The 16527-nt window shown below is 48.8% G+C and carries 14 protein-coding genes; 9 read left to right on the top strand and 5 right to left on the bottom strand.

The window, feature by feature from the left end:
- Window positions 1–33: 33 nt before the first annotated feature.
- Window positions 34–702, top strand: coding sequence for a hypothetical protein (locus ACYVI9_RS10740; protein WP_460764408.1), 669 nt, complete (start codon window positions 34–36; stop codon window positions 700–702).
- A 14-nt stretch (window positions 703–716) separates the two neighbouring features.
- Here the strand turns inward: ACYVI9_RS10740 and ACYVI9_RS10735 are convergent, their stop codons facing one another.
- Window positions 717–1094, bottom strand: coding sequence for an START-like domain-containing protein (locus ACYVI9_RS10735; RefSeq protein WP_460764406.1), 378 nt, complete (start codon window positions 1092–1094; stop codon window positions 717–719).
- Between the two features lie 153 nt (window positions 1095–1247).
- Between ACYVI9_RS10735 and ACYVI9_RS10730 the strand changes: the two genes are divergently transcribed.
- The 5 genes from ACYVI9_RS10730 to rimM all read left to right on the top strand — a co-directional run bounded on the left by ACYVI9_RS10730 (window position 1248) and on the right by rimM (window position 7425).
- The gene (locus tag ACYVI9_RS10730; RefSeq protein ID WP_460764404.1) at window positions 1248–3800 is read left to right on the top strand and encodes a circularly permuted type 2 ATP-grasp protein; all 2553 of its coding nucleotides are present in this window, start codon (window positions 1248–1250) and stop codon (window positions 3798–3800) included.
- Complete coding sequence (locus ACYVI9_RS10725; RefSeq protein ID WP_460764402.1) at window positions 3801–4697, top strand: transglutaminase family protein; 897 nt, start codon at window positions 3801–3803, stop codon at window positions 4695–4697.
- Window positions 4698–4778: 81 nt separating this feature from the next.
- The gene (ffh, locus tag ACYVI9_RS10720) at window positions 4779–6119 is read left to right on the top strand and encodes a signal recognition particle protein (protein WP_460764400.1); all 1341 of its coding nucleotides are present in this window, start codon (window positions 4779–4781) and stop codon (window positions 6117–6119) included.
- Between the two features lie 192 nt (window positions 6120–6311).
- A complete protein-coding gene (rpsP, locus tag ACYVI9_RS10715; RefSeq protein WP_460764398.1) occupies window positions 6312–6794 on the top strand; it encodes a 30S ribosomal protein S16 in 483 nt (160 codons plus the stop codon).
- A gap of 106 nt (window positions 6795–6900) precedes the next feature.
- Complete coding sequence (gene rimM / locus ACYVI9_RS10710) at window positions 6901–7425, top strand: ribosome maturation factor RimM (protein WP_460764396.1); 525 nt, start codon at window positions 6901–6903, stop codon at window positions 7423–7425.
- A gap of 21 nt (window positions 7426–7446) precedes the next feature.
- On the opposite strand, the gene ACYVI9_RS10705 is transcribed toward rimM, so the two are convergent.
- Window positions 7447–7737: a helix-turn-helix domain-containing protein gene (locus ACYVI9_RS10705; RefSeq protein WP_460764394.1), complete on the bottom strand. Its 291-nt coding sequence runs from the start codon at window positions 7735–7737 to the stop codon at window positions 7447–7449.
- A 475-nt stretch (window positions 7738–8212) separates the two neighbouring features.
- Between ACYVI9_RS10705 and ACYVI9_RS10700 the strand changes: the two genes are divergently transcribed.
- Window positions 8213–8779 (top strand): hypothetical protein, encoded by a 567-nt coding sequence (locus ACYVI9_RS10700; RefSeq protein WP_460764392.1) that lies wholly within the window; start codon window positions 8213–8215, stop codon window positions 8777–8779.
- 17 nt (window positions 8780–8796) lie between these two features.
- On the top strand, window positions 8797–9387 hold the full coding sequence (locus ACYVI9_RS10695; protein WP_460764390.1) for a hypothetical protein: 591 nt from the start codon (window positions 8797–8799) through the stop codon (window positions 9385–9387).
- A gap of 454 nt (window positions 9388–9841) precedes the next feature.
- On the opposite strand, the gene ACYVI9_RS10690 is transcribed toward ACYVI9_RS10695, so the two are convergent.
- Entirely contained in the window at window positions 9842–11464 is a 1623-nt protein-coding gene (locus ACYVI9_RS10690) for a pectinesterase family protein (RefSeq protein WP_460764388.1), read from the bottom strand.
- A 1167-nt stretch (window positions 11465–12631) separates the two neighbouring features.
- Here ACYVI9_RS10690 and ACYVI9_RS10685 point away from each other — a divergent pair.
- Window positions 12632–14209: a hypothetical protein gene (locus tag ACYVI9_RS10685; RefSeq protein WP_460764386.1), complete on the top strand. Its 1578-nt coding sequence runs from the start codon at window positions 12632–12634 to the stop codon at window positions 14207–14209.
- A gap of 94 nt (window positions 14210–14303) precedes the next feature.
- Here ACYVI9_RS10685 and ACYVI9_RS10680 read toward each other — a convergent pair whose 3' ends face one another.
- Both ACYVI9_RS10680 and ACYVI9_RS10675 read right to left on the bottom strand, forming a co-directional pair.
- Window positions 14304–15359: a Gfo/Idh/MocA family oxidoreductase gene (locus tag ACYVI9_RS10680; RefSeq protein WP_460764384.1), complete on the bottom strand. Its 1056-nt coding sequence runs from the start codon at window positions 15357–15359 to the stop codon at window positions 14304–14306.
- A gap of 26 nt (window positions 15360–15385) precedes the next feature.
- The gene (locus ACYVI9_RS10675) at window positions 15386–16507 is read right to left on the bottom strand and encodes an arginase family protein (protein WP_460764382.1); all 1122 of its coding nucleotides are present in this window, start codon (window positions 16505–16507) and stop codon (window positions 15386–15388) included.
- Window positions 16508–16527 lie beyond the last annotated feature (20 nt).

Below are 16527 nucleotides of genomic sequence, written 5' to 3'. Positions count from 1 at the left end.
GGTTTCTAAATAATATTAATCCCACTTCAGCCGATGGTGAATGCCTTAGCTTTGTCTCATTTATATTACCCCTATCGCACCATGCAGGACGCAAACTTACATTTTTCCCCCCATCAGATAAAGCTAATTAGCAATGCCGACTGGATTTTAACAAAGAATGCCCTGCTTTTACAACTGAATGACTTACTGGAGGAACTCCGGCAACGCCAGCAGGCCCTGGTCGCCTTTGGCAGATTGCCCGAAGCCGTACGTGCCCAGGGCAGCAAAATTTCCCGGGGTGAACGTCATGAGGGCCTGCCCTGGATCATTCTGGACCATCCCCGCTGCTTTACCCGGGAGGATATTTTCGCCATCCGCACCCTGTTCTGGTGGGGCCGGATATTTAGTACAACCCTGCATCTTTCGGGACGCTGGCAGCAATGGGCCGCTCCGGCACTCGCTGCGGCATTGCCGCAATTGCAAGCCACCGGCTTTACACTGAGTGCGAGTGGCAACCAGTGGGCACATGACAGTAGCAGTGACCATTATACATCACTGAAAGACTATTCCCGAAAATCCTTTGAATCCCTGCTTCAAAATGCCGCATTTATTAAAATCTCCGGCTACCACCCCATAGAAAGAATCAACGAGGCGCCAGGGCTCCTGATGCAGCAGTTTCAATTATTGATATCGGTGCTGGACAACAGGACGTCGAACACCTGACAAGCCGACGGCAGTTAATTGCCCAGACGGTGAAAGAGTTCCTTTACCTGATAATCCCAAAGCTGGGTCTGGTCCTTGATTTCTCTTTTTTCGGCGAAATCAGTAATGACCAGAATGGTTTGATTGGTAATCTCGGATTTATCTATTTTGAACTCAAAATATTCCTCCTTGGGTGCAGCGGACCAGTGAAAACGAATAAAACTTTCTTCTTCCTGTTCCAGTACTTCCGCTTCTTCATCACTGCCGTTCCAGGTAAAATAAAATCTTCCGTCCCGCTCATCCACGCTTTCCGCAAACCATTCTCCCAACCCGTTGGACGTTGCTAAAAACTCATATAATATTGTTGGAGAACAACGAACCGGATACTCCAATGTGAACTTCTGTTTACTCATCTGCGCAAATAATTAATAAGCAATAAGCCGCAATTATATAAAATTTATCAAACAATCAAAATTTATTTTTAAAAAGGGGAACCTCATCAGACGCGCCGCCCCATATATTTGTATATCTTGGCCGTTCATTCATCAAATACTTGGGCGATTATTTTGGATCATCTGCTGCGACAATACCTGCCTTCTGGCGATTCCTATAATGAACTGTTGGGAAGCGGAAATTCCGGACCGACGCCGGAATGGGGCCGGCTGCTGGAATCCCTTCAACAACTGGGTGCTGCCGAACTCAGCGACCGATCAGTGGAAATGGAACGATTGCTGCGGGATAATGGTGTAGCTTATAATATCTTCAACCGGCCAGATGGAAAAACCCGGCCCTGGGAGCTGGATCCCCTGCCCCAGCTGATAGAAGGCCGGCAATGGGACTTCCTGCGCAAAGGCCTGGCCCAAAGGGCGGAGCTTTTAAGCAGGCTCCTTACAGACCTTTACGGGCCACAGCGTCTGATTCACCAGGGGATCATACCACAGGAACTGATCTATATGCATCCCGGATTTATCCGCAATTGTGTGGGGCTTCCGATCGCTGAAGGTTCCCGGCTGACGCTTTATGCCGCCGATCTGGCCCGGAGCCGCGACGGGGCTTTCCGCATCATCAGTGACAGGAGTCAGGCGCCTTCGGGCTATGGCTATGCACTGGAGAACCGATCGGTAATCAACCAGGTGATGCCGGAGTTATTTACCCGGCTGCAGGTCCAGCCCATTACGCCTTTTTTCGAAGGCTTACAGCAAACCCTCAGCCGGTTGGCTCCGCCAACAGACCGGCCGCCGCGGGTGGTACTGCTGAGTTCGGGACCCGACAATGATACTTATTTTGAACAGTCCTATCTTTCAGTGCGACTGGGTTTCACCTTGGTGTCGGGCAGTGACCTGATGGTCAAAGACCAATATGTCTGGCTGAAAACCATTGAAGGACTGCAGCAGGTCGACGTGATCCTGCGGCGGATGGAAGATCGGTATTGCGATCCCCTGGAACTAAGGGGTGATTCTTTGCTGGGCACCCCCGGATTGATGCAGGCCCTGCGCAAGGGGCATGTGACCATCGTCAATGCCCCCGGCAGTTCACTGATTGAGAATCCGGGACTGATGGCTTTTCTGAACAGCGCGGCCCGGTACCTGCTGAACGAGGAACTGCTGCTGCCCTCCATTGCTACCTGGTGGTGTGGTCAGCCCAAAGAAATGCAATATGTAACCGAACATCTGGACCAATTGATTATCCGCCGGATTTTCCGGCAAAAGTCCGGAACCCGTTCGGCCATTAACGGGGCGGTACTTTCCAAAGCGGAGCGTCAGGCGCTGATCCGGGAGATACAGGCTGCGCCCTATCTTTTTGCCGGCCAGGAAAAAATCAGTTTTTCGGCCACCCCCTGCTGGGCTGACGGCCGTCTGCAGGCAGGCCATTCCCTGATCCGCAGTTTTCTGCTGCGCGACGGCGACCATTATTATGCCATGCCCGGCGGCCTGAGCCGGGCCAGCCTGGACAGAGATCATTTTATTATCAGCAACCAGACCGGCGGCATCAGCAAGGATACCTGGGTCACGGTCGCTGATGCACAGGTCACAGCCATCGGAACACCGGCCCACCATGCCGGTAATTTCACACCGATTTATGAAAAAGGTGCCCTGCCCAGTCAGACAGCGGAAAACCTGTTCTGGTCCGGGCGCTATGTGCAGCGCGTCATGCACCAGGCCCGGTTGATTAAAACCGTCGTACAGTACCTGCTCGAACACAATTATATCAACGACCGGTTGCAGACCGGTACCCGGAGGATCCTGTTACAGGCCCTCACCCATTGTACGTATACCTATCCCGGTTTTACCGAAGCCGGCAATGAACCCCTGCTAGACGAACCCTGGCCCCTGCTACTGGAGCAGCTGTACAGTGATACCGGCACCGGTAGTTTAAAACAAAACCTGAAAGCCTTTATCCGGGTGGTACATCAGGTGCGCAGCTTCCTGTCACAGGAAACCTGGCAGGTAGTGCGGCAACTGGATATTCAATGGGACCAGCGCGCGGAAAAAGCCCGGTACAATCACCAGCTGATGATCCGCGATATCGACCAGCTCAACACTTCTCTCTATGCTTTTATAGGGATGAGCCGGGAGAGCTCCCGCCGGGAACGGGAATGGTCCGTACTCGAACTGGGCCGGAAATTTGAACAATTTTTCTTTACTACCCGGCTTTTACGGTATTGTTTTGCATCCGGAGAAAGCGAACAGACGGAAAAGGAACTCATTAGTCTGGTCCTGGAGACCCAGCAAAGCCGGATTACTTATCGATATACATTCCGGGATCAGCTGCAACTGCCCCTGCTGCTGGAATTGCTGGTATTCGACCCGAATTATCCCCGCTCCCTGAATTATATTCTGGAGCGGATCCGCATCCGAATCGAAGCCATGCCCGAACCTTCCGGTAATGGTTCCAAACAACTCCTGGAAGACCTGCTGCGACAGGCAGCGGCCGGGATTCATGCCTGCGATGCCCGGCAATTGGCCGATCGTTCAGGAACCGAAGGTCATTACCAGGCGCTGCACCGGATGCTGGAAGACCTGGATCAGGAGCTGAGCCGGCTTCAAAAAATTTTTTCAACCATTTATTTCAAACATACTGCGGCACCTGTAGAACTGTATGGTGTCCTGCCGGATTAAATGCTGTACGAGATCACCCATACCACTGAATACCAGTACTCCCACCAGGTGCCGGTCTGTCATAACCTGGCCCGGTTGGCACCCCGAAGCAACGCCGTCCAGACCTGCCATCGCTTTGATCTGGAATTGGATCCCTTACCCCGGGTGCTGGAATCCTACTCCGATTTCTTTGGCAACCAGGTGCATTATTTTGTAATCGAACAGGAACATCAGCAATTGCGCGTCACCGCTCGTTCACAGGTACAGACCGGCCCTGCCCCCTGGCGGTCGGGTGGTATCAGCCAGCAACCCTGGGAGCTGGCCCGGGACCGGATTAGCACCGGGGAAGGGTTCGCAGCGACAGCACCACCCGCCGCCCCCGAGATCAGGCAGTTCGCTTTTGCCACGCCCGTAACGGCCGCCACGGAGGCCATCAGGGCTTATGCCGCCGCTTCTTTCACGTCAGGACGTTCGCTCTATGAAGCGGCCATGGACCTCACCCGGCGTATTTACCGTGATTTTAAATACAGCGCAGGATTTACCACCATCTCTACCCCGCTGACCGTCGTAATGGAAGAAAAAAAAGGCGTTTGCCAGGACTTTGCCCACCTGGCCATTGCCTGCTTTCAGAGTGTCGGTCTGGCGGCCCGTTATGTGAGCGGTTACCTGGAAACCCTGCCACCGCCCGGTCAGCCTAAATTAACCGGCGCAGATGCCTCCCATGCCTGGTGCGCCGTCTATATACCGGAAATGGGCTGGGTTGATCTTGACCCAACCAATAACAAGCATCCGGATGAAAGCTACCTGACCATCGGGTGGGGCCGGAACTACTTTGATGTCGTTCCTTTACGGGGTATTATCCAGAGCAGCGGCCGGCACCGCCTGCAGGTGGCCGTCGATGTGCGGCGCTGCTCCTGATTAGACCGCAGACCGGTTGGGTGCCGTGTAAAACCGGTATATTTGCAAACATTTTTACAAAACAGCCTATTTTGCGTTTCTATGTTCAATAATCTACAGGACAAATTAGACAGTGCGTTTAAAAACCTGAAAGGTCAGGGAAGAATTACCGAGCTCAATGTGGCTACCACGGTCAAAGAAATCCGGCGGGCCCTGGTAGACGCAGATGTCAACTATAAAATCGCCAAGGAATTTACGGATAAGATCAAGGACAAGGCCCTGGGTGAAAAAGTAATCAATGCCATCAGTCCGGGTCAGTTAATGGTGAAGATCGTCCAGGATGAACTCACCGAATTGATGGGTGGCCAGGAAGCCCCGCTGAATGCCAAGGGCAATCCGGCCGTGATCCTGATTACCGGCCTGCAGGGAAGCGGTAAAACCACTTTCAGCGGCAAGCTGGCCCATTACCTGAAAACCAGAAAGCACCTGCACCCCTTGCTGGTAGCCGCCGATATTTACCGGCCCGCAGCCATGGAACAATTACGGGTGTTGGGAGAACAGATCGGTGTACCGGTGCATATCGAAGCGGAAAATAAAGATGCGGTCAGCATTGCGCGTGCCGCTGTCCAGGAAGCCCGTTCCCAGAACAAGAACCTGGTTATTATCGATACCGCCGGCCGGCTGGCGATTGATGAAGAGATGATGACTGAAGTCGCCAATATCAAGGCGGCTGTACAGCCCCAGGAAATCCTCTTTGTGGTCGACAGCATGACGGGTCAGGATGCGGTCAATACGGCAAAAGCCTTTAATGAAAGACTGGATTTCACCGGTGTGGTACTGACCAAACTGGATGGCGATACCCGGGGCGGTGCCGCTATTTCGATTAAATACACGGTCAACAAACCCATCAAATTCGTCAGTAACGGGGAGAAAATGGATGCGCTGGACGTATTTTACCCCGAGCGGATGGCCCAGCGGATCCTGGGTATGGGTGATATCACCTCACTGGTAGAAAAGGCCCAGCAGCAATTCGATGAGGAAAAGGCCAAAAAGATCGAATCAAAAATCCGCAAGAATAAATTCGACTTTGCCGATTTCAAAGCCCAGCTGGAAATGATCAAGAAAATGGGGAATATGAAAGACCTGCTGGGCATGATCCCCGGGGTGGGCAAGCAGGTTAAAGACCTGGATATCAGTGATGACAGCTTTAAGGGAATCGAAGCCATCATCGATTCCATGACCCCGGAAGAACGCGCCAATCCGGATCTGATCAATGGCAGCCGCCGCAAGAGAATCGCAAGCGGAAGCGGTAAGGATATCGCAGAGGTCAATGCTTTTATGAAGCAGTTTGAGCAGATGCGGGATATGATGAAAAATATGAATAAAATGGGGGCTTTCGGTAAAATGATGCCGCCGGGTATGGGCGGAATGCGGCGTTCTTAAACCCGGCCGGTCGAAATTCCAGCCCCCTGAATTCTTAAGAATATGTAAAATTGCGCCGGAAATTTAATTTTCCGGCTTTTTTTAAGTTGCATTTCCATTAAAGTTTGTTTACCTTTGACCCCCCAATTAAGCCGTAATACGGCCTATGCGGAGTTAACAATTATTATTTAACGCCTTAAATTTCTATTTAAAATGGCAGCTAAAATTAGATTGCAAAGACACGGCTCTAAGAAAAGGCCCTTTTATTTCATCGTGGTTGCTGATGCAAGAAGCCCACGCGATGGTAAATTCATCCAAAAACTAGGTACTTACAACCCTCTGACTATTCCCGCGACCATTGAACTGGATCGTCAAAAAGCATTAGAGTGGCTGAATAAAGGTGCCACACCAACGGATACCGTACGTCGGATCCTGAGTTTTAAAGGTGTTTTATACCTGAAGCACTTGTTACGCGGTGTAAAACTGGGATTATTTGATGAGTCTGCGGCGATGCAGAAATTTACAACCTGGAGTGCAGAACATGAAGAGCATATCAAGAGACGCCAGCAAAAAGCGATCGACGAACGCAAATCGAAACGCAGAGTAGCCAGCGCTGCACCCAGAAAAGTAGCTGAACCTAAAGCAGAAAGCCCTGCACCTGAAGCCGAAGCAAGTGCTGAAGGTAACGAAGCTTAGACTTTTGCTTATGGAACAATGATTTCAGGCGGTCCGATTTTCGGTACCGCCTTTTTCTTTACCCGGAAGAGGCGGATTGCATACGCTTATTCTGTATTTTCGGCCCATGTCCGCGTTTAAATATATCAGCATCGGTAAAATTGCCGGCAGTCACGGCCTGAAAGGTGAACTGGTGCTGCTGCATGATATGGGCAAAAAAACTGCTTTCAAAGGTTTGAAAGCCCTTTTTATCAAAGATGGAAAGGGCAGCCTGTTGCCCTGGTTTGTAGCATCCACGCGCATCCGATCGGACCGGGAAACCCTGTTGAAACTGGAAGGTATTGATCGGCCGGAGCAGGCGCGCCCGCTACTCAAACAGACGGTCTGGCTTCCTGAACCCGAAATGCAGCAATATATTGATCAAGGGGCTCCCCTGCGGTTGCTGGGTTACCGGCTGGTTGACCAGGGCCGGGAATTGGGATTAATTGAAGAAATCATCGAGCAACCCCATCAGCTACTCTGCCGGCTGACGATCGAGGGGAAAGAAGTGCTGATCCCCCTGCATGAAGCAAGCACCGATCGCATTGATCATAAAAAAAAGACCGTCCATGTCCTGCTCCCCGAGGGACTCCTGGACATCTATCTGACCTGACCAGCCGGCAGTCGCGCTCGGCTATTTCATTGTTTTTCTGGGCTTTCTGGCTTTTTTTGCCTTATAACTCATTTCCCGCTCGGCAGCTACGGTCACCTGGCTGCGCGGCATCAGATCGGCGCAGATATATTCCAATAAATCGTTGGGCTCCACGTCTATCGCCAATGCGATCAGATAGAGTTCCTCAGCCCGCAAATGAGACCGGTCCTTGAGGGTAAGTTCATTCATTCTTGCCTTCGAAAGCCCTGCCCGACGTGCCACTTCCGACTTATTTACCGATTTCTGTGCAAGAAATAATCCAAGTTTAGTCATTCCAATAGTTTTAATTTTCTATACAAAATATGTATTCAAAGATACATACTAGAAAAAAACTAAAAAAATATTTGGCAATTTATTTTTCAAAGTTTATTTTTGTATGGCTTTTCTATAAATACGATTGATATTTACCTTTAATTTATATTTTTAATTACTATTTACTGTTATAGATAGATACAGTAAATCATATTATAAAACCTTTTTTATAAAACATGCCGTAAAATAAAAAAGTATTTAAGCTTTTGTGATCTAAGGCACGAATCTTTTTTTGCAGTATGCTTACACTATTAGTAAAAGATGTAAAACTTCGTAAGGGACCTGCGCGTACACGGTGGAGCGATAGTAAGCCCTATAGCTTTTCGGAGCAGTAAGCAAATTGCGGTGAAGCACGAAGCCCATTGGTCTTTAGCCAATGGGTAGTTCACTTCGGTATAACTAATCCGTACAGACCCTCATCTAAAAATGGAAAGACATGAAAGTTTTGCTGAATCCTTATGATACCTGTTTTTTAAACCGCACTGCCTGGAAACTGCAGGCGGACCCTGCTGCGGGTATACAGCCGCTGCGGCAATTGGCTAACTTATTCCGATCCCCCGCGGGGCAGGAACTGAAAGACTATTTCAACAGGATATGCAGGGCCGCCATGTATGAAGAATTTCGCTGGGAGGGCAACCCCGGCAATTGCCTGTTCTACCTGGACCGCCTCGAACTGCTACTCGAATGCTGCTACCTGATCCATACAGCCCCGGGAAGCGCCCTGCGGCAGTACCTGCAGCCAGCCGCCGCCAGAATGCCCCTGTCTGCAACCAGGGACCCGTTCACTGTCTTAAAGTCCTTCTTTGACCAGGCATCACTGGGTCAGTGGAAACAGCAACTACTCCGTTGGACAGAAAATGCCCTCTCCGGTACCAGTATTACCACGGAGGAAGAACCGGAAAAGATCCTGCCCTTTGTGGAGCTGATGCGCCAGCTGATTGCCACGGCATCAGTGATCAGCCAGCAATACGTAAGGTCCGGTGCTGCAACTCCGAATTTTTAATCGTAAAACATACCATCATGAAGCATTCAATTTGCCAATTAAAAAACAAGGAACAGAATGCCCTGCATTGCATCAAACAATTGCTGGTCGCTCAACTTGATCCTCTGATGATTTATTGTTTTGGCTTTAAATCCATCAGCACATCCAGCAGGTCGGCATTTTTCAAATCCCAGATCCGCGACGAGCGCCAGATCGCCTGCGACCTGTTGGTTATAATGCCGGAAGGCGTCGATATCAGTGCTGAAAAAAAGGAAGAACTCTCCCGGATGCTGGCTTATTTTGGTGAATCCCGGCTCACTTTTCATAGTCTGGATTTTATGCTGGAACAGATCCGTCAGCGCAATCTTTTTTTCAGCTGGGTGCCCAAAAATGCCCTGCTACTACACTGCAAGGACAATAGCACTGATCTGCTGCCGGAAGCACCGGGAAACGAATTTTGGCCCCAGGCCTGCTTTTTCTTTCTCAATGATCCCGAAATGGTCCATTATCTGGATGTAAGGCTGGAAGCGCCCCGAATCAGGGCGAAGGCCCCGGAGCCGGTGGCCCCACCAGATATCAGGACATCATTGGATCCCGAACAGGGCTGGCAGACCAGCGCACCCTCTTAGGGGACCTTATAGAAAATGAAAAATGGAATATTTTCCTGGGACCAGGTCCGGCTGGCCGCTTGTGGTTTTCGGAGCAGTCCCATTATAAGGGTTTGAATCAGGAAAATGGGAGACTCGGGCAGGGGTAAAAAGAAAAAAGGTCCTTCCGTAGAAACGGACTGACCTCTAACGATTGCTTGCCATATGAAAAATCTTAAAAATCTCTTTTTGTCGCTGCCTCTTTTCCTGCTCCTCCAAATAACCTCTTCGTTATTTGTTACACAAAGATAAGTCCGTTTTTTAGCCGCTCCTTTCCAATAATTGGGAATTTATATCATATCCAAGACCAATTATTTCTTATAATGCATTGATTATTTGATAGCTACACATATAATACGGCGTATGCCAAGCACAGAAAACTGCTTTTCATAAAAAAAACTTAAAGATGAAATACCGGGTAAAACAGCCCGGACAGCTATTCATTATTTTTGACAGGATTGGGTTGCCAGCCGTTAAGAATATAGGCCGGATTACTGTATTTTTCTATCAGATGCTTATCTACAGGTCCCAATTGCCGGGAGGCGGGGTGTCGGGCATCCACAGCAACCGGCTGGCCATCAGTAAGGTTTGTACTATTGTATTCCCAGTAGCGGATCTGACTTGGGTCAGCTGCTACTTTTCCCCAACCTTCCGGCCGGATGCCCTCCAGTTTGCAACGGATCAATATCACTTCCGCATAGGGGTAAGTTTTCCCGTTACTATCGGGTGCCCTTGCGATCGTGGTGCTGACATCGCCCAGGGTTCGAAGGGTACAGTCAAGCAGCACATTGCCATGATTCGCCTGTGTATTCCGGACCCATATATGGGGACCGTAGGTGGATACAAAATCGCAGCGGTTAAAGAATACAGCGCCATAACCCAGGACATTATCGCCAAATCCCTGAATCCGGGAATCTTCGACGTAAATGGTACCAGTGGCCTGCAATGCATCTCCCGAGCCTTCAATGTTTACCTGACTGATTAAATTCCGTTGACCGATGATCAGCAGTGCTTCAGCCTGGGCCGGTTGTACACCCAGGGATCGCAGGGTCAGTTGCCGTATTTCAATATCATCACAACGGTCAGCTGCAAAGACCGCCCTCAGACTATGTGATCCTTTCGCCAGTGCCGGATCAGGACTCATTTTTCGCGTATTGAAAACACCGTTGTTGGCATAACATATCAGGGTTTTTTTACGGTCCTCACCAATGATGGCAAGATGGCGCTTATTGCGGAAATAAATAATTTCATCATAAATACCGTTACGGATAAAGATGGTCTTCTTCCTGTCCGGTCGTTCCGGCATAAAGTCAATGGCTCCCTGAACGGTAGAGAAATCCCCACTGCCATCGGCGGCCACCACAAACCGGTCTTTCTCTAAGGAGGGTGGCTGCTTTTTCGTACTGAATACCCAGTCCTGCCGGCCGCTGAAGCCCCGGAAACCTGCATCGGTAACAAACATACCCGAATCGATCTGCACATAGTAAGTACGGTTGTGCTGCAGCCGGTTATTATGCAGGCAGATAATGGCCTGACGGTCGCGCATGATCACCGGATAGAAATGAAAGGCATCGTTTATGGTGCTACCTCCAATATAGTTTTGCTGGTAGGGATGCGACCTGGAAGTATCCGGATTTTTAACGGTATACAGGGAATCCGGCAACTGGGAATAGTGAAAACGATCATAGGGCGCCAGGCTACGGGTATTGCGGGGCCCGGGCGCTATGCTCAGATCCAGCAGATCCACCAAAGAATCGGTGGCTGCATCAAACACCCGAATCTGACCCCTATTCATCAGTTGTACCGCACCCGGAAAGCGCAGAATCAGTCGGGTATCGGGATTGACCTGTTGACTACCGTAGGCTGGAAAAACAACCGGCTGCGCCTGTAGCCCGCCGCCATCTCCTTCTATTGCCGGCAACAGCCAGAAAAAGCCATAACACACGATCAACCTTCCTGCCCGTCGCAGCCATGCAGGAACTGGTAAGGCCCGAAAAAAGTTTTTGGAACCTTCCTTTTGCGGAACCGCGCTGGAAGCCGGGGCAGGCATTCTGTACATCGTGCATCTGTTTGGTACTGAAAATAGTAAGCGGTCCTGTTTACAGGAGCCATCCGTACAAAAATAAATGGAAAAACTGCCAGGACAACCAGGAGCTAATAATAATTAAGCAAGGATCAATCGATAATTCCAAAGATGCACCTATTGTCAAAGTACGATTGGAAAATATTTTCAGACAGGGCTTGAAAATCTGAAGCCCCGGAATTATCGGGCAACGATCCCGGACATGAAAGCGTAATTAAAAAATACGAGAAACTGTAAATGAGAAAGGTCGGGCCCGCGCGCCTCAGCGGACAGTTAATCAAAGAGGGGATAAAAAGAAAAAAGGTCCTTCCGTAGAAACGGCCTGACCTCTAACGATTGCTTGCCATATGAAAAAATCTTAAAATCTTTTTATCTCAGTTGGACGATGTTCTCGCAACAAAACCTTCACTTTTTCCTCTTTTCTTTATCTCCACATTGCCCTGCTAATAGAATACAAAGATAAGCTGGAAATCAACTGTCTCTGCATTAAATTGGTGTTAATGTTTTCACATCAAAAGACTAAAAAACCACCCCGAGGCCGCGTTATTCCTGACTTACAAAGATTCTATTGAAAGATGTCCAAGGCCTGAAATCAGGTCCTGGATATTGATTATAATCAACGAATTTTCGGGTTTTTCCAAAAAAAATACTAAGAAAAAGTTAATCGGTAATAAAATATCCCCTACCTTAGCGAACCTTATTACAATTTTATTGAGATAAGAAACCGGGTGTTAAACGTAACAACCGGGTGAATATAGACCTCTAATTGATTGCCTCTAACGATTGCTTGCCATTTGTATTATCGTATTATCCGGGTCGACTGCCCCGGATTTTTTTTGCATCGCCTTTAAGAAAAAAGGTCCTTCCGTAGAAACGGACTGACCTCTAACGATTGCTTGCCATATGAAAAATCTTAAATAATCTATTTTATACTGCCCGCTATGTCATCCTTCACAGGGTAAAGGTATGATGAACAGGCGGTATAATGCAACCGATTTCAATCGAAGTTCCTGATTCCCAAACCCAAAAAATAATAAACAATTTACTGATAATGAGATATTTATTATCGTAATTATCATTACGTTCAACAATATTTTAGCGATTCTGGCACCTGAATATATTATTGAATTAAATTTGCGACAAATGCCGAAGAAACCCAGCGACATTCTATTCCAACTCATTCGTTCCTTAGAAAAGGCTGAAAAACGGCATTTTAAGCTCTATATCACCCGAAGTTCCGGTAATGAAGACCTCAAAATCATCAAGTTATTTGATGTACTGGATAAAATGAGCATTTACGATGAGAAAGTACTGCTGAAAAAGATGAAGGGCGTAACCAAACCCCAGCTGTCCAACCTCAAGTCTCATTTATACAAGGAATTACTGGCCAGCTTACGACTGCTGAAAACCAACGACAGCCTCGATCTTCAATTGAATGAACTCTTTGATTCGGCGCATATTCTCTATAAAAAGGGCCTTTTTTTCCAGAGCCTGCGCGCCATAGAAAAAGCCAAGGAAATTGCCCAGTTGAACCAAAAATTCTTTTTCCTGCCGCTTTTGCTTTCTTTGGAGAAAAGAATTGAGGCCCTCAATGTTACCGATACCTTCAAAAGCCGGATTGAAGCTTTGTCAGAAGAAGCCAACCAGGCCAACCGGAAATTGGATATGATTACCCGCTTGTCCAATCTGTCTCTTCAGATGTACGGCTTTTTTATTGCTAATGGTCATGCCAGAAATGAAGATGAAGAAAACAAGGTTAAGAAATTCTTCCGCCAGTCCCTGCCCTCCGGCTCCGCGCAACAGGAAGGTTTCTATGAACGGCTCTACTACTATCAGAGTTATACCTGGTACGCCTTTATCCGGCAGGACTTTCTGATGTATTACCGGTACTCCCAGAAATGGATGGATCTGTTTAAAGAAAAACCTGCGATGATGCGGGTAGAGACCGGCCATATGATCAAAGGCTATCACAGCCTGCTGAATGCGCATTTTGACCTTAGAAATTACCGGGAGCTCCATAATGTCCTGAAAGAATTTGAGGCTTTTGCCCAAACCAAAAGAGTGCAGGAAAATGAAAATTTTACGGTGCAATCTTTTGTATATATCGCCAGTGCCAAGATCAATTTCTATAATATTACCGGTCTGGTTGAAGAAGGCCTCAAGGAGATTGACCGGATTGAAGAAAAGCTGGAAGAATATGAACTCTTCCTGGATCGCCACCGGGTAATGGTGATCACCTATAAAATTGCACTGCTCTATTATCTGGCCGGGGATTACAGTACCTGTATCGATTACCTGCAAAAAATCATTAACGACGCTTCTTCGGAACTGCGTACCGACCTGCAGTGTTATTCGCGACTGATGCATTTACTGGCGCACTACGAACTGGGCAATCATGAGCTCATGGATTCCCTGACCCGTTCTGTATTCCGATATATGTCACGGATGAAGAACCTGACAGTGATCGAACAGGAGATGTTCCGGTTTTTGAGAAACTCCTTCAAATTTACCAGCAGGCAATTGCGTCCGGAATTTGAACATTTTCTGGAAAAAGTGCAGCACCTGGAAGGCAACCGATTTGAAACACGTTCGCTGGCCTATCTGGATATCATTTCCTGGCTGGAAAGTAAAGTGGCTGGCAAGCCCATGCAGGAAATTGTCCACAACAAGTACCTCCAAAGTAAGAGAAGGCTGGAAAAAAGTGATCATCTGGGCATCTAACGCCATTTACAGGCAAACAGGCTGTAATCCTCAGGCAGCCTTTAGCAGCCCGTTCCCTGCCACCCCGACAAAGTCCCCTTTTCGGTAAAGAAATTTAGAGTACAATTACTTTCTGCTCCTGGTTGCTGCGCAAAGCGGCATCGATAATGCGCATGGTCAGTACGCCCTGGGAAGCCGGCACCGGATTGGGGTCGCCATGAACCAGGGACTGGTACACGTCCTCATAGAAGTCCATATAGTTGCCCATTTCCGAGCGGGTGGTCTTTCGGACCGGCGCATCGTTAATGGTGGTATGCAGGACACCGTCATGACCTTCAGGTGTAGGAATCCAGCTTTTTATTGAAGGCAGTTCATCGGCCAGGAGCCGCGCTTCCTGTAAATCGGACCTTTGCTGCATAAAACTGCCATTCTCACCCTGGATAATAAAAGCATAATAAGGCTCGCGGGCAAATACGGTTCCTTTCAGCCGCACCCGGAAAGGCCGCGGATAATACAAAAGGACCTCGAAATAATCATTGGCGATCATATCATTGCGCATGGCAAATACATCAGCGAAGACGGCCTCCGGAAAACCAAAAAGCTGTATGGCCTGATCGATCAGGTGGGCTCCCAGATCATGCAGGTTGCCGGCCCCTGGCTTATTGCCTTCTTTATGATCCTTGCCGCTATGGCCCGGACGATAACGGTCATACCGCAGTTCCGCTTCTTTGAGGGTACCCAGCAGGTTCTCACCTACCACATCCCGGATAGCCTTGAAATCGCCGTCGTAGCGGCGGTTCTGGTATACGCATAAGAACAGTTTCTTTTCTTTGGCCAGCTCATCCAGGGCCTGGGCTTCCTGCGCATTAACAGTGAAGGGCTTTTCCACCACCACTGATTTTCCTGCCTCAAGTGCGGCCTTTGCATAGTTAAAATGTGTCTGCACCGGCGTATTCACCACGACCAGCTCAATGTCCGGATCTGCAATCAGCTCCTCAAAAGAACGATAGAGCTTCGATCCGGGATATTTTACCCGGGATTCCTCTTTATGTCTTTCGACAATCGCGGACAATTCAAAATGCGGATTGGCCTGAATGAAGGGCGCATGAAATAATTTACCACTCATGCCGTAGGAGCAGATACCTGTCTTTATTATTCGGGGTTGATTCATTGCTTAAAAATTTAAAGGTCCTGGAATTAACGTTGCTGTGCCCGGAACCAGCGTTCGGGGATTTCATTTTTTCCGGCTGTCAGGTAGTCTTTGTAGCTGCAGGGTATATATTGCCCGTCGGGTAGCTGCATCCACCACCGGCCGGTTTTCTTACTCTGAAGGAAAGCAGTCTCTATTTCTGAAAAGGCCATCTGGTACTCGTTGAAATGATCCGTGTCGGTTAACGCGGCCTCACGTGACCGACGGTACCGGCCGTCGATCACATACCAGAGCATATGACTGATCTGCCTGGCCGTCAGTTCTTCCTGATCCTTTTCCGGGCGGTAGCCATAGATACCGATGGTCTGGACATGGGTGCTGAGGCCGGCATACTGCATCAGGGTGCAGGCTTCCTCACCATTAAAGCCGTTTGGACTCAGCAGATTGGCCGGTGCATAAGCCTGAGCGATGGCATTGATGTCGAAAGCAAATAGATGGCTGTTACGGATGGCCGGTTCCATTTCCTCAATATCATCTTTCACATGACCTACCCGATAGAAATCGAACTTTAATTTGTCCAGTGTCTGCAAGATACCAGGATGTACCAGGTAGCTCTGAAAACCGATATGGTTGTAATGTCGCAGGTGATTGGGTTCCTGGGTAAACATTTCCATCAGAAAATTATCCGACCGGAAAGGCGATTCCATATTCAGGTCGATCATGGCATCCACCATGGATGCTTCAATTAACTGACCCGCATTGGCACCGGCATGGTATTGCGCCAGACTCAGGTCATGTGAACCGCCCAGGATGATGGTGGTCTTTCCCAGCGCATTTAATTCTTTAAGCACTTCCTGGAGGGCAGCCAGGCTGTCTTTATAAGTAGCCCCCTGACGGATATTCCCGATATCGGCCACCCGCACCGAGTCGTGCCAGTAATACAGGCTGTAAAACTGCCGCCGGATCAGATCCGGTGCCGGATTATCGCCGTTCAGTATACCGCTGCCCCTGAGTTCGCCGCAACCTACCAACAGGATATCTGCCAGTTCGATATCGGGGAACTGCTCATCATAAAAATCTATCGTCGCGCCTATCTGGCCCTGTTGATAGGATTCATCACCGGTAATTTCCGGCAAATTAACGGGCAAAAGAAAATCGGTTAAAGACATAGGCGCAATATAGGCCTATT

The organism is Niabella terrae (assembly GCF_054783135.1).
Note: the sequence above shows the minus strand (reverse complement) of the source record. Positions and strands in the feature narration are given on the sequence as shown.

Coding starts and splice junctions, on each gene's coding strand:
- ACYVI9_RS10695 (WP_460764390.1), top strand. CDS start 8,797: ATGAAGCATTCAATTTGCCAATTAAAAAACAAGGAACAGAATGCCCTG.
- rpsP (WP_460764398.1), top strand. CDS start 6,312: ATGGCAGCTAAAATTAGATTGCAAAGACACGGCTCTAAGAAAAGGCCC.
- ACYVI9_RS10690 (WP_460764388.1), bottom strand. CDS start 11,464: ATGTACAGAATGCCTGCCCCGGCTTCCAGCGCGGTTCCGCAAAAGGAA.
- ACYVI9_RS10725 (WP_460764402.1), top strand. CDS start 3,801: ATGCTGTACGAGATCACCCATACCACTGAATACCAGTACTCCCACCAG.
- ACYVI9_RS10740 (WP_460764408.1), top strand. CDS start 34: ATGGTGAATGCCTTAGCTTTGTCTCATTTATATTACCCCTATCGCACC.
- ACYVI9_RS10680 (WP_460764384.1), bottom strand. CDS start 15,359: ATGAATCAACCCCGAATAATAAAGACAGGTATCTGCTCCTACGGCATG.
- ACYVI9_RS10675 (WP_460764382.1), bottom strand. CDS start 16,507: ATGTCTTTAACCGATTTTCTTTTGCCCGTTAATTTGCCGGAAATTACC.
- ffh (WP_460764400.1), top strand. CDS start 4,779: ATGTTCAATAATCTACAGGACAAATTAGACAGTGCGTTTAAAAACCTG.
- rimM (WP_460764396.1), top strand. CDS start 6,901: ATGTCCGCGTTTAAATATATCAGCATCGGTAAAATTGCCGGCAGTCAC.
- ACYVI9_RS10685 (WP_460764386.1), top strand. CDS start 12,632: ATGCCGAAGAAACCCAGCGACATTCTATTCCAACTCATTCGTTCCTTA.
- ACYVI9_RS10700 (WP_460764392.1), top strand. CDS start 8,213: ATGAAAGTTTTGCTGAATCCTTATGATACCTGTTTTTTAAACCGCACT.
- ACYVI9_RS10705 (WP_460764394.1), bottom strand. CDS start 7,737: ATGACTAAACTTGGATTATTTCTTGCACAGAAATCGGTAAATAAGTCG.
- ACYVI9_RS10735 (WP_460764406.1), bottom strand. CDS start 1,094: ATGAGTAAACAGAAGTTCACATTGGAGTATCCGGTTCGTTGTTCTCCA.